7 protein-coding genes are annotated in these 14109 nt (G+C 72.2%); 3 read left to right on the plus strand and 4 right to left on the minus strand.

Annotation, left to right across the window (positions count from 1 at the left end; genetic code table 11):
• Positions 1 to 66 precede the first annotated feature (66 nt).
• Positions 67 to 3372, plus strand: a complete 3306-nt coding sequence (gene fxsT / locus BLV72_RS23350) for an FxSxx-COOH system tetratricopeptide repeat protein (RefSeq protein WP_107417445.1) — start codon at positions 67 to 69, stop codon at positions 3370 to 3372.
• Between the two features lie 72 nt (positions 3373 to 3444).
• On the opposite strand, the gene BLV72_RS23355 is transcribed toward fxsT, so the two are convergent.
• From BLV72_RS23355 to BLV72_RS23370, 4 genes are all read right to left on the minus strand, one after another.
• The gene (locus BLV72_RS23355) at positions 3445 to 7290 is read right to left on the minus strand and encodes a multifunctional oxoglutarate decarboxylase/oxoglutarate dehydrogenase thiamine pyrophosphate-binding subunit/dihydrolipoyllysine-residue succinyltransferase subunit (RefSeq protein ID WP_093464623.1); all 3846 of its coding nucleotides are present in this window, start codon (positions 7288 to 7290) and stop codon (positions 3445 to 3447) included.
• 246 nt (positions 7291 to 7536) lie between these two features.
• Positions 7537 to 8700 carry a HAMP domain-containing sensor histidine kinase gene (locus BLV72_RS23360; protein ID WP_093470499.1) on the minus strand — a complete coding sequence of 388 codons (1164 nt, stop codon included), beginning with the start codon at positions 8698 to 8700 and terminating at the stop codon, positions 7537 to 7539.
• Between the two features lie 74 nt (positions 8701 to 8774).
• Positions 8775 to 9515 (minus strand): response regulator transcription factor, encoded by a 741-nt coding sequence (locus BLV72_RS23365; RefSeq protein WP_086709713.1) that lies wholly within the window; start codon positions 9513 to 9515, stop codon positions 8775 to 8777.
• A 104-nt stretch (positions 9516 to 9619) separates the two neighbouring features.
• Positions 9620 to 10372, minus strand: coding sequence for a spermidine synthase family protein (locus BLV72_RS23370; protein ID WP_093464624.1), 753 nt, complete (start codon positions 10370 to 10372; stop codon positions 9620 to 9622).
• A 208-nt stretch (positions 10373 to 10580) separates the two neighbouring features.
• On the opposite strand from BLV72_RS23370, the gene BLV72_RS50045 reads away from it, so the two are divergent.
• The gene (locus BLV72_RS50045; RefSeq protein WP_244320921.1) at positions 10581 to 11603 is read left to right on the plus strand and encodes a rhomboid-like protein; all 1023 of its coding nucleotides are present in this window, start codon (positions 10581 to 10583) and stop codon (positions 11601 to 11603) included.
• A 74-nt stretch (positions 11604 to 11677) separates the two neighbouring features.
• On the plus strand, positions 11678 to 14104 hold the full coding sequence (gene lon / locus BLV72_RS23380) for an endopeptidase La (protein WP_093464626.1): 2427 nt from the start codon (positions 11678 to 11680) through the stop codon (positions 14102 to 14104).
• Positions 14105 to 14109 lie beyond the last annotated feature (5 nt).

Genomic DNA, 14109 nt, shown 5'->3' on the forward strand with positions numbered 1-14109 from the left:
GGGCTCTGGGGCGTTGCGGCAGCCCGCACGCGTTGCAGAGCGGCCGCAACGGGGGAGGGGCGACCCGTGGAGGACGGACCCGTCGGCGGGGAGCTGGTGCCGGAGCCGGGCGCGGCGCGGCGGATCGGGGATCTCAAGCCGATCCCCGAGCAGGTGAGACCGGAGTGCCGGGCGCTGGCCGAGAGCCTCAGGGAGCTGTTCGGCGCGGTCGGGGTGTCGCTGCGGGTCTTCGCCGTACGGCTGCACTACGACGCCGGGACCGTCTCGCGCTATCTGAACGGCACGGTGGTGCCACCCGCCGAATTCGTGGACCAGCTCCTCACCCATGCCGCCAAGGCCGCCGGACGACCCTCCTCGACCGAGGTGATGGCCCATGTGCACACCCTGCAACGCCGGGCGTTGCAGGCCACCAACAAGGTCGGCTGGGAGCTTCAGCGGCTGCGCGACCAACTCGCCGACGCCGACCGGCAGCGCCAACAGGCCGAGGTGCGGGCGGAGGCGCTGTCGGAGGCGTTGCTGGTGCGGAAGCAGCGCATCGCCGAGATGGAGGTCGAGCAGCGGCGGATCGCGGTCGCGGCGGCCGACCGCGAGGCCCGGAGCGCGGAGCTGGACCGTCTGCGGCAGGAGCGCGAGGACCTGACGGCCGAACGGGACCGGCTGCGGGAAGAAGTCGCCCGCCTTCAGGACGCGTTGACCCAGGCCCGGCGGCAGGCGCTGGACGCCGAGCGGCGGTGCGAGGCGCTGGAACACCAACTGCAGACGGAGGAGGAGGCGGCCGGGGCGAAGGCCGTGGCCGAGGACCCGGTCTCGCACCGGCTCAGGCTCGCGGAGGAGCAGGCCATCGCCGCACAGGAGCGGGCCCGGCGGCTCGAAGGGGAGCTGGCGGCGTTACGGGGCGGCGAAGCCGACCCCGGCGGCCGCACACCGACGGACTCGGGGCAGGTCCCCGACGTCTGGGGCGGTGTGCCGCGCCGCAATCCGCGGTTCACCGGGCGGGACGCGCTGCTCACCGAGGTGTACGACCGGCTGGACGCCGCTCCCGCCGACACCGCCGTGGTCGCCCTCGTCGGGCCGCCGGGCATCGGCAAGTCCCAGCTCGCCGCCGAGTACGCCCACCGCTTCGCCGCCCGGTACGACGTCGTCTGGTGGAGCACCGTGGACGGGCGGCCCCCGCTGGAGGCGCGGCTCGCCGCGCTGGCCCCCGTTCTGGTGAGGGTGCTCGGGGAGGTCGGCGTCCGTCAGGACGCGAAGGACGCGGATCTGGCCCGCGCCGCGCTGGAGGCGCTGCGCCGGGGCGATCCGTACCGGCGCTGGCTGATCGTCCTGGACGACGCCGACGACCCGGAGGCCATCGCCGGTCTGCTGCCCGCCGGGGGCGGCCATGTGCTGATCACCTCCCGCAACCGGGCCTGGGCCGACCACTACGCCGAGCTGCTGGAGGTCCCGCCGCTGCACCGGGCGGAGAGCGTCGCCCTGGTGCGCCGCCGGGCGCCGCGCATCGGATCCGAGGACGCGGACCGGCTGGCGGCGGCCGTCGAGGACCTGCCGCTGGCGCTGGACCAGACGGCGGGCTGGCTGGACGGCGCGTCCACGCCCGTCGCCGAGTACGTGCGCATGGTGAGCGACGGCGAGCCCAACCCGGTACGGTCCGCCGCCGATTACCCGATGCCGTACCACGCCGCCTTCAAGGATCTGATCACCCGGCTGCGGGAGACCACGAAGGCGGCGGCCGAACTGTTGCGGGTGTGCGCCCTGTTCGGCCCCGGCCCGGTGCCGCTCGCCCTGCTGCGGGCCATCCCGGCGGGCCAGGTCTCCCCGGCGGTGGCGGCGCTCCTGGAGAACCCCAGCCAACTGGAGCTGGCCATCGGCAAGCTGGCCCAGTGGTCGGTGATGCGGCGGTCGACGCTGGAGGACGAGGCGGTGTGGATGAGCCGCTTCGTACGGGACGCGGTGCGGCGCCGGACCCCGGAGGACAAGCGGGAGAAGGACGCCCGGGTCGTCCGCGGCGCCCTCGTCGCGGCCGATCCGCGGCGCCCCGACGACCCGGCGACTTGGCCGCGCTACGCCCGGCTCGTGCCGTACCTGGAGCAGTCGGGCGCGCTGGAGTCACCGGACGCCGCCTCGCGCCGGCTGGTCGTCGGGTTCCTCACCTATCTGACCCTGAGCGGCGACTACGCGACGGGCCGGCACCTCGCGGAACGCGCGGCGGGCGACCATCCGGACCTGGCCGCGCGCCGGGCCGCGCTGCTGCGCGAGGCCGGGGACTACGCCGCCGCCGAGGCGCTGGACCGGGCGGTGCTGAAGGGCCTGGGCGGGTCCGACGCGCCGGGCAGACTCGTCGCGATGGCCCGGCTCGGCACGGATCTGCGGGGCCTGGCCCGCTATGACGAGGCGTATGAACTCGCCCGCCGACAGCGCGACCTGTGTGCCGTCACGTGTCCGCAGGACGGTGCGGAGGCGCGGAACGCTCAGCGCGGCCTGTCCCGCTCGCTGCGGATGCTCGGCTCCTACGCCGAGGCCACGGAGCTGTCCGGGCACGCGCTGGACAGCGCGCGGGCGGAGCTGGGCCCGACGGCGCTGGTGACGCTGGCGTGCGAGACGGAGCACGCGTACGACCTGCGGCTGTCCGGCCGTCACCGGGACGCCTTGGAGCTTCAGGCGACCAGCGTCCATCGGCACGTCGCGGTGCTGGGCACCGAGCATCCGCTGACCCTGACCGCGCTGTACCACCTGTGGAGGTGTGACGGGGAGGGCGATATCGACATCCATGCCCTGTCGCATCGGGCGACGCGCCTGCTGGGCGAGGACGCCCCGCCGACGCTGATGATCGGGACGGGAGTCGCCCGCGACCTCCGGCGCGAGGGCGACCTGGGGCGGGCCGGGAGCATCGCCGAGGAGACCGTGGCGCGTTATCGGGCCGCTCTGGGCGACCGGCACCCGTACACCATCGGTGCCCGCGCGAACCACGCGCTCACCCTGCCCATGGGGCTCGCGGTGAGGGTTCTGGACGCCTCGCTCACGGACATGTCGGCTGCCCTCGGCGAGCGCCACCCCTGGACACTGGGCATCGCGCTCAACACCGCCGCCAGGTACCACGCGATGGGGCAGCCGGAGGACGCCTGCGCCATGAGCCGGGAGACCGCGCTGCGCGCCGCCGAGGCGCTCGGCGAACGGCATCCGCTCACCCTGCTGGCCCAGATCGGGCTGGCGGCGGATCTGCGGGTGATCCGTGGCGGACGCGACGAGGCGGACGTGATCGAGGAGGTGGCCCTGGGCGGCCTGGATGCCGTCCTGGGGCCGGATCACCCGGAGACCATGGCGGCCCGCGATGGGACCCGCTCCGTCTGGGACTTCGAGCCGCTGCCCATCTGACCCGGCCGAACGGCCGGAAGGCCCGGCCCCGCGCATCGCGGGACCGGGCCTTCCGGGTTCGAACGGGGTGGATCAGATCTCGAAGACCTCGTTCACCAGCGCCTGCTGCTCCGACTGGTGCCGCTTGTTCGACCCCACCGCGGGCGAGGACGAGTGCGGACGGGAGACCCGGACCAGGCGCTCGGCGGCGGGGACGTCCGCGCCGACCGACAGCTCCAGGTGGTCGATCAGGTTGAGGGCGACGAACGGCCAGGCACCCTGGTTGGCCGGCTCCTCCTGCGCCCACACGTACTTCTCGACACCCGAGTACTTGGCGATCTCGGCCTGCAGCTCCTTACCCGGCAGCGGGTACAGCCGCTCCAGGCGGATGATCGCCGTGTCGTTCGCACCGCGCTTGTCCCGCTCCGCGGCCACGTCGTAGTAGACCTTGCCGGAGCAGAAGACCACCTTGCGCACCGCGGCCGGGTCGACCGTCTCGTCGCCGATGACGGGACGGAAGGAGCCGTTGAGGAACTCGTCGGTCTTCGACGCCGCGGCCTTCAGACGCAGCATCGACTTCGGGGTGAAGACGACCAGCGGCTTGTGGTGCGGGTTGTGGACCTGCCAGCGCAGCAGGTGGAAGTAGTTCGACGGCAGCGTCGGCGCGGCGACCGTCATGTTGTTCTGCGCGCACAGCTGGAGGAAGCGCTCGATACGGGCCGACGAGTGGTCCGGCCCCTGGCCCTCGTAACCGTGCGGCAGCAGCAGCGTGACACCAGAGGTCTGGCCCCACTTCTGCTCGGCCGAGGTGATGAACTCGTCCACGATGGTCTGCGCGCCGTTGACGAAGTCACCGAACTGCGCTTCCCACATGACCAGCGCGTTCGGACGGGCCAGCGAGTAGCCGTACTCGAAGCCCATCGCCGCGTACTCGCTGAGCAGCGAGTCGTAGATGTTGTACCGCGCCTGGTCCTCGGTGAGGTACAGCAGCGGGGTGTAGTCGTCACCGGTCTCGCGGTCCACCAGCACCGCGTGGCGCTGGCCGAAGGTGCCGCGGCGGGAGTCCTGACCGGCGAGCCGGACCGGGGTGCCCTCCATCAGCAGCGAGCCGATGGCGAGGGTCTCGCCCATGCCCCAGTCGATCGAGTCGTCCTCGATCATCGCCGCGCGCCGCTGGAGCTGCGGGAACAGCCGCGGGTGGACGGTGATCCGGTCGGGGGTGTTGACCTGGGACTCGGCGATCCGCTTGACGACCTCCTGGGAGACGCCCGTCTGGACCGAGACCGGGAACTCCGCCTGCGGCTCGGGGACCTCGGCCGGGGCCGGGGCCGAGACCGCGTCGCGGACCTCGGTGAAGACCTTCTCCAACTGGCCCTGGAAGTCCTGCAGCGCCTGCTCGGCCTCTTCCAGGGTGATGTCGCCGCGCCCGATCAGCGACTCGGTGTAGAGCTTGCGCACCGAGCGCTTCTTGTCGATCAGGTCGTACATCAGCGGCTGGGTGAAACCGGGGTTGTCGGTCTCGTTGTGGCCGCGGCGGCGGTAGCAGATCAGGTCGATGACCACGTCCTTGTTGAACGCCTGGCGGAACTCGAAGGCGAGCCGCGCGACGCGCACGACGGCCTCCGGGTCGTCGCCGTTCACATGGAAGATCGGCGCCTCGATCATGCGCGCGACGTCCGTGGCGTACATCGAGGAGCGGGACGCGGCCGGGGCGGCGGTGAAGCCGACCTGGTTGTTGATCACGATGTGCACGGTGCCGCCGGTGCGGTAGCCGCGCAGCTGCGACATGTTCAGCGTCTCGGCGACCACACCCTGGCCCGCGAAGGCCGCGTCGCCGTGGAGGGCGACGGGCAGCACGGTGAAGTCGGTGCCGGCCTTGCCGATGATGTCCTGCTTGGCGCGGACGACGCCCTCCAGGACCGGGTCCACGGCCTCCAGGTGGGAGGGGTTCGCGGCGAGCGAGACCTTGATCTGCTCGCCGTCCAGGCCGGTGAAGGTGCCCTCGGCGCCCAGGTGGTACTTGACGTCGCCGGAGCCGTGCATGGACTTCGGGTCGAGGTTGCCCTCGAACTCGCGGAAGATCTGCGCGTACGACTTGCCGACGATGTTGGCGAGGACGTTGAGCCGGCCGCGGTGGGCCATGCCGACGACGACCTCGTCCAGGCGCGACTCGGCGGCCGCGTCCAGCACCGCGTCCAGCAGCGGGATGACGGACTCGCCGCCCTCCAGGGAGAACCGCTTCTGGCCGACGTACTTGGTCTGCAGGAAGGTTTCGAACGCCTCGGCCGCGTTCAGCCGCCGCAGGATGCGCAGCTGCTCCTCGCGCTCCGGCTTGTCGTGGTTGCGCTCGACGCGGTCCTGGATCCACTTGCGCTGCTTGGGGTCCTGGATGTGCATGAACTCGATGCCGGTGGTGCGGCAGTACGAGTCGCGCAGCACGCCCAGGATGTCGCGCAGCTTCATCATGGTCTTGCCCGCGAAGCCGCCGACCGCGAACTCGCGCTCCAGGTCCCACAGGGTGAGCCCGTGCTCGATGATGTCCAGGTCGGGGTGCTTGCGCTGGCGGTACTCCAGCGGGTCGGTGTCGGCCATGACATGGCCGCGGACCCGGTAGGAGTGGATCAGGTCGAAGACCCGCGCCGCCTTGGTGACGTCGTCGTCGTGGCTGACGTCGATGTCCTTGAGCCAGCGGACCGGCTCGTAGGGGATGCGCAGCGCCTTGAAGATCTCGTCGAAGAAGTCGTTCTCGCCGAGCAGCAGCTGGTTCATGATCCGCAGGAACTCGCCGGAGGCGGCGCCCTGGATCACCCGGTGGTCATAGGTGCTGGTCAGCGTCATGACCTTGGAGATGCCCAGCTTGTTCAGGGTGTCCTGGGAGGTGCCCTGGAACTCGGCGGGGTACTCCATGGCGCCGACGCCGACGATCAGGCCCTGCCCGGGCATCAGCCGCGGCACCGAGTGGACGGTGCCGATGCCGCCGGGGTTGGTCAGGGAGGCCGTGACGCCGGTGAAGTCGTCCATCGTCAGCTTGCCCGAGCGGGCGCGGCGGACGATGTCCTCGTACGCCTGCCAGAACTCGAAGAAGTTGAGCGTCTCGGCCTTCTTGATCGCGGCCACGACGAGCTGACGGTCACCGTTGGGCTTGACCAGGTCGATGGCGAGACCGAGGTTGATGTGCTCGGGCTTGACCAGGGTCGGCTTGCCGTCCTTCTCGGTGAACGAGTGGTTCATCGAGGGCATCGCCTTCAGCGCCTGCACCATGGCGTAGCCGATCAGGTGCGTAAAGGACACCTTGCCGCCACGGGCGCGCTTGAGGTGGTTGTTGATGACGATGCGGTTGTCGAACAGCAGCTTGACCGGGACCGCGCGGACCGAGGTGGCCGTCGGCAGCTCCAGCGACGCGTTCATGTTCTTCGCCACGGCGGCGGAGGGGCCGCGCAGCGTGACCAGCTCGGGGCCGACGGAGGGCGCGGCGGGCTCCTTCTTGGAGACCGTCGGCTCGGCCGGGGTCGGCTTGACCGGAGCGGGCTTGGCCGGGGCCGCCGGAGCCGCCGGGGCGGCCTTCGCGGCGGGGGCCGCGGGCTGCGCCGGTGCGGGCTTCGGGGCGGCCGGGGCCGCCGCGGCGGGCTTGGCCTCGGCGGGCTTCGCGGCCGGGACGGCGGGCTTGGCCTCCGCCGGCTGGGCCGGAGCCGCCGGGGCGGCGCTCGCGGCTACTCCCTGTGGTGGCGTGGCCACCGCGGAGCCGGTGTCCTGACCCGGCTTGTAGTCGGCGAAGAAGTCCCACCAGGCTCGGTCGACCGAGTTCGGGTCCTGGAGGTACTGCTGGTAGATCTCGTCGACGAGCCACTCATTGGGGCCGAAGGCAGCGGCAGGGTTACTTCCCTGCCCGTCCTGTTCATCGGTCGAGACGCTCGAGGTGTTGGGGGACTGTGGCGACACGGCGGCAACCGCCCTCTTCCGCTTCCTAAGGTGGTGGACAGCGGGAATTAAGGCTACGCCCCTTGGACCCTTACGTGCAGGCCGCACTGGTCATCGTCGCGCAAGTCACATTGATTGGCGGGTTTCAGCGCATGACTCACCGGGAAACACCCGGAGTTTCGTGTGTTTCCTCACGCGGGCAGCGCAAACGTGCACCCCTGCCGCTCGTATGTGCGCGACAGGGTCGACTTTACTTCACCTTTGATCTCAGGGGATGGCCGGTTTGGATTCCGGGGCCGGTCCGGGGAGGCTGACCTTGATCCGGCAGCCGCGCGGGGACTCCGCCACGCCTATCCGCCCGCCGTGCAGGTCCACCGCCCAGCGCGCGATCGCCAGCCCCAGACCGGTGCCGCCGTCGCTGGGCGGGCCCGGGCGGCGGCCCCCGGCCGCCGCACTGTCGGGGGAGAGCCCGCCCCGGTTGAACCGCTCGAAGACCCGGTGCCGTTCCGCTTCCGGGATGCCGGGACCCTCGTCCAGCACCTCCAGCTCCAGGCTTTCCGGGCCGCCGTCACCGCGCCGGGCCCGCACGGTCACCCGGCCGTGCGCCGGGCTGTGCTTGACCGCGTTGTCGATGAGGTTCGCCATCACCTGGTGCAGCCGCTCGGCGTCGGCGTGGGCGGTCAGCTCGGGCGGCGAGACGTCCAGGTTGAGGTGGACGTCCGTACGGGTGTGCGCGCCCGATTGGGACTCCGCGCCCTTGGCCATGCTGGCCTCCTTGAGGATTCCGGCCAGATACGGCCAGACCTCGAACCGCCGCGCGTGCAGCGGCACCACCCCGTTGTCGAGGCGGGAGAGATCGAGCAGCTGATCCACCAGGCGGCCCAGGCGCTGGGTCTGCCGCAGCGCGACCCGCATGGTCTCCGGGTCGGCCTCCGAGACCCCGTCCACCACGTTCTCCAGCACGGCGCGCAGGGCCGCGATGGGGGTGCGCAGCTCATGCGAGACGTTGGCGACCAGCTCCTTGCGGTGGGTGTCCACCGCCTCCAGATCGGCCGCCATCCGGTTGAACGCGGTCGCCAGGTCGCCGAACTCGTCCCGGCGCTGCGCCGCCTGCACCCGCCGGGTGTAGTCGCCGTTCGCCATCGCCCGGGTGACCTCGGTCATCTCGTCCAGCGGGGCGGTCAGCCCGTGGGCCACGAACTGGGTGATCAGCAGCGAGGCGATGATCGAGAAGATGGTGATCACGCGCAGCTCGGTATCGGAGTGCACCGCCGCGAAGACCAGCCAGGTGGTGATGATCACCGAGCCGATGACCAGTGCCCCCAGTGCCGCCTTGACCGAGCGGTACGGGTCGAAGGGCCGCAGCGCCTCCCAGATCCGGGCCCAGGTGGCGCGGGACCACGCCCGCCGGCCCCTGGGGCCGGCGTACATCCGGCAGACCTTGGGAACCCGGGCCCCGGGGACCCGCCAGACCTCGGGAACCCTGCGCGCCCAGCGGCCCTTCCTCATGCCGCCGGGGTCTCCAGGGCGTAGCCGACGCCGTGCACCGTACGGATCCGCTCCGCGCCGATCTTCCGGCGCAGCGCCTTGATGTGGCTGTCCACGGTGCGGGTGCCCGAGGCGTCCGCCCAGTCCCACACCTCGGCCAGCAGCTGCTCACGCGAGAGCACCGCGCGCGGGGTGTTGGCCAGGCAGACCAGCAGATCGAACTCGGTCGGGGTCAGATGCACATCCGAACCGCGCACCCGCACCCGGCGCTGGGCGTGGTCGATCTCCAGCTCGCCCAGGCGCAGGATCCCGCTGCGCGGGGTGTGCGCGGCCAGCGCCGCCCGCTCCACCCGCCGCAGCAGCACATGCACCCGCGCGGCCAGTTCGCGCATGGAGAACGGCTTGGTCATGTAGTCGTCGGCACCGACCCCGAGCCCCACCAGCATGTCGGTCTCGTCGTCGCGCGCGGTCAGCATCAGCACGGGCACCGGACGGCGGGCCTGCACCCGGCGGCAGACCTCCAAGCCGTCGAAGCCCGGCAGCATCACGTCGAGGACCAGCAGATCGGGCTGCCACGCCTCGGCCGTGTCGACCGCCGCCGGACCGTCTCCCGCCGTCTGGACCTGGAACCCCTCGGCACGCAGCCGGGCCGCGATGGCGTCCACTATGGTCGGATCGTCCTCGACGACGAGGACCCGGCGCTGTGCGCCAGGGGTGGTCGTGGCGGCCCCGTTGTGACCGTTGTGAGTCTGCTCCATACGCCCGCCCCTGCGTCTTCCGGTGAAACCCGCGGCTCGCGCCTGGTCATCGCTCAGCCGCGTTTGGTAGGCAAGCAAGCGTAAAGCCAGCGTACGCGGCTTTGCTACGCGCCCCGAACGGCAAGATGCACGACGTCGGGAACACCCCGGGCAACGGTGACCTCTTCCGTACGCACCTGCGTGAACCCGGCATTACGGAGAGATTCCTCGAACGCGGGTGACGGCTGCGCCGACCATACGGCCAGCACTCCGCCCGGTGCGAGGCGCTCCGCGCAGGCGGCGAGTCCGGTGGGGGAGTAGAGGCCGTCGTTGTCCTCGGTGACGGTCCAGTCGGGTCCGTTGTCGATGTCCAGGCACAGCGCGTCATAGGTCTGCGGGGCCCGCGGGGTCTGCGGGCCGGTCCGCAGCCAGGCGACCAGATCGGCGTGGACGATCTCGGCGCGCGGATCGGCCAGCGCCCCGGCGGTCACGGCCGCCAGGGGGCCTTCGCGGTGCCAGTCGATCACCGCCGCCTCCCGCTCGACCACCGCGATCCGCCCCCACCGGGGCTCCGCCACCGCCTCGACCAGCGAAAACCCCACGCCGAGCCCGCCGATGAGCAGCGCGGGGGAGGGCCGGTCGGCGGGCAGCGCGCCGAGCGCGGCGCGGATGAGCAGCCGCTCGGAGCGGCCGTCGGAGGTGTCCATGAGGAAGCACCCATTGGCGATGATCTCGAAGACGGCGTCCCCCGACGGCTCCCCGCCACCGCGCCGCCGCAGCACCACTTCGCCGTACGGACCCTCCCGGCGGTCGACGGTCACCGGCCGGTCGTCGTCGGCGGGGTGGAGGTCGTACGGCGGCTGCGGTTGCGGCTGCATGGGGTGGGTCCTCCCGGGGTGGTCCTGATGCCGCCATCCTCGCGCCGGCCCCTCGCGCCGGTCCAACCGATTCCACCGGCGGTCCGGCGGCGCGACGTCGCCCGCGTCACAGCCGGCGCCACGGTGACATGACTCACGGCCGCCGGGTTGTTGTTCCCGTCGTCGCGGATATGCGGAGTGCAGAGGGAGTGAGGAAGGGGCGCGGGCGTTGACGACATCGATACGCGGGACGACGGACGCGGAGCCCGAAGGCGCGGATGCCGCTGGGGCGGCGGGGCCCTTGCCGAGCGGCCAGGCGAGCCGTCCAGCCGTCCCGGGCGCGCGGGTGGCGGACGGCGGTGACCCGAGTGGGCAAGAGGCGGCCGCCGCCGCTCATCCGTGCGTCGGCACGGCCGGTCGGCGGCGGGCGGCAGGGCGCACCGGGCCGGCCGCCGCCGGGGCCAGTACGCCGCAGGGGTCGGCGGCCGGGGAGCCGCGCGAGCGCCTTACGGCCGCCGGGGCGGGTCATGGCCGCCTTACGGCTGCCACAGCGGTCGGCCTCAGCAAGCCGCCCCGCCTCAACCGGCTGCCGCGCACGCTCATCCGCGTGCCGTTCACCCTCGGCTACACACTCGTCCTGCTCGGGACCGGGCTCTACGCCCGCCTCGGCGACCCCGGCACCGTGCACGATCTGCTCGCGGACTCCAGCACCGACGTGTCCCACCTCTCCCAGCGGCCGCTGCTGACGCTGCTGGTCAGCGCGTTGTGGGCGGTGGGTGGGGTCACCTCGCCCTATCTAGTCGTCTTTCCCCTGGTACTCGGCGCGCTGGAGCGGCGCATCGGTGGGGTGCGGACCGCCGGGGTGTTCCTGCTCGGCCATGTGCTGGCGACGCTGCTCACCGAGCTTCCGGTGGCCGCCTCCGTCGCCGTCGGGCATCTCCCGGACAGCTCGCTGCGCCGCCTCGACTACGGGGTCAGCTACGGCCTGATCGCCTGCGCCGCCGCGCTCGCCGGGCTGCTGGTGCCCCGGCTGCGCTGGGCGCTGCTCGGCGGGATCGGCCTCGCGCTCGCTGCCGGGAGCCTCGTCGACTTCGATCCGCTCACCGAGTGGGGCCATGGGCTCGCCCTGCTGATCGGCGTCGTCTGCTGGCCGTATGTCCGGCGAAACACCAGGTGGCGGCCCTCCTCGGAGGACAGCGCAGCCGCCGAGGACGGCTTCGCTCACAGCGAACGAGCGTCTGGGAACACCTGAGGCCCCTCCGTGCATTGAGTGGGCATTGATTATTTGAGTCCCGCCGACTCAAGTTGCCTGCCGAAGGGGAGATCATGGCTTCGCTGTCCACACCGCTCACCCTGCCCGTACTGCCTCTGGACGACGAGGTCGTGCTGCCCGGCATGGTGGTGCCGCTGGACCTGTCCGATACCGAGGTACGCGCCGCGGTGGAGGCCGCCCAGGCCGCCGCACGCTCCAGTGGGAGCGGAAGCGGTAAGCCGAAGGTGCTGCTGGTGCCGCGCGTCGACGGCACGTACGCGGGCATCGGCACGCTCGGCACCGTCGAGCAGGTGGGCCGGCTCTCCGACGGCGACCCGGGCGCGCTGATCCGCGGTGTGCGCCGCGTCCGCATCGGGGCCGGGACCACCGGACCCGGGGCGGCGCTGTGGGTGGAGGGGACCACGGTCGAGGAGATCGTGCCCGATCCGCTGCCCGGTGCCGTCACCGAACTGATCAAGGAATACAAGGCGCTGGCCACCAGCTGGCTGCGCAAGCGCGGCGCCTGGCAGGTCGTGGACCGGGTGGAGCAGATCGACGATGTCGCCCAGCTCGCCGACAACTCCGGCTACTCGCCCTTCCTGAGCGTGGCCCAGCGCGTCGAGCTGCTGGAGACCACCGACCCGGTGGCCCGGCTGAAGCTCGCCGTCACCCGGCTGAGCGACCACCTCGCCGAGCAGGATGTCGCCGAGTCGATCGCCAAGGACGTCCAGGAGGGCGTCGACAAGCAGCAGCGCGAATTCCTGCTGCGGCGCCAGCTCGAAGCCGTCCGTAAGGAACTCGCCGAGCTGAACGGCGGAACCGGGGCCGAGGCTGACGAGGCTGACGACTACCGGGCCCGGGTCGAGTCCGCCGATCTGCCGGAGAAGGTGCGCGAGGCGGCCCTCAAGGAGGTCGACAAGCTGGAGCGGTCCAGCGACCAGAGCCCCGAGGGAAGCTGGATCCGCACCTGGCTGGACACCGTCCTGGAGCTGCCCTGGAACGAGCGCACCGAGGACGCGTACGACATTCAGGGCGCCAAGGCCGTGCTCGACGCCGACCACGCGGGCCTGGACGACGTCAAGGAGCGGATCACCGAGTACCTGGCGGTGCGCAAGCGCCGCGCCGACCGGGGCCTCGGCGTCGTCGGCGGCCGCCGCGGCGGTGCGGTGCTGGCCCTGGTGGGCCCGCCCGGAGTCGGCAAGACCAGTCTGGGCGAGAGCGTCGCCCGTGCGATGGGGCGGAAGTTCGTCCGGGTCGCACTCGGCGGCGTCCGCGACGAGGCGGAGATCCGCGGCCACCGGCGCACCTACGTGGGAGCGCTGCCCGGCCGGGTCGTCCGGGCCATCAAGGAGGCGGGCTCCATGAACCCCGTCGTCCTCCTGGACGAGATCGACAAGGTGGGCTCCGACTTCCGCGGCGACCCGGCCGCGGCCCTGCTGGAGGTCCTGGACCCGGCCCAGAACCACACCTTCCGCGACCACTACCTGGAGGTCGAACTCGACCTGAGCGACGTGGTCTTCCTCGCCACCGCCAACGTCCTGGAGGCCATCCCGGAGGCGCTCCTGGACCGTATGGAGCTGGTGCGCCTGGACGGCTACACCGAGGACGAGAAGGTCACCATCGCCCGTGACCACCTGCTGCCCCGTCAGCTCGAGCGGGCCGGCCTGGAGCCGGGCGAGGTCACGGTGGCGGACGAGGCGCTGCGCAAGCTGGCGGGCGAGTACACCCGCGAGGCGGGCGTACGGACCCTGGAGCGCTCGATCGCCCGGCTGCTGCGCAAGGTCGCGGCCCAGCACGAGCTCGGCGAGCGCGAGCTCCCCTTCACCGTCGGTGTGGAGGAGCTGCGCCCGCTGATCGGCCGGCCGCACCACACCCCCGAGTCCGCCCAGGACCCGGCCGAGCGCCGCACCGCCGTCCCCGGCGTGGCGACCGGGCTCGCGGTCACGGGCGCGGGTGGTGACGTGCTGTTCGTGGAGGCGTCGCTGGCCGACCCGGAGACGGGCGGCGCGGGGCTGAACCTGACCGGTCAGCTCGGCGACGTCATGAAGGAGTCCGCCCAGATCGCGCTCTCCTTCCTGCGCTCCCGCGGCGCGGAACTGGAGCTGCCGGTCGGTGACCTGAAGGAGCGCGGCGTCCACCTCCACGTCCCGGCGGGCGCGGTCCCCAAGGACGGCCCGAGCGCGGGCGTCACCATGACCACCGCCCTGGCCTCGCTGCTCTCCGGCCGCCAGGTGCGCCCGGACGTGGCGATGACGGGCGAGGTCTCCCTGACCGGGCGGGTGCTGCCCATCGGCGGCGTCAAGCAGAAGCTGCTGGCGGCGCACCGGGCCGGGGTGACCACCGTGATCATCCCCAAGCGCAACGAGCCCGACCTGGACGACGTCCCCGCCGAGGTCCTGGACAAGCTCGACGTCCACCCGGTCTCGGATGTCCGCCGAGTCCTGGAGCTGGCCCTCGAACCCGCCCGGGCGGCCGTCCCCGAGGTTCCGGCAGCGGCGTGACGGAC

The sequence above is a fragment of the Streptomyces melanosporofaciens genome (assembly GCF_900105695.1).
In the GTDB taxonomy this organism is placed as follows: domain Bacteria; phylum Actinomycetota; class Actinomycetes; order Streptomycetales; family Streptomycetaceae; genus Streptomyces; species Streptomyces antimycoticus.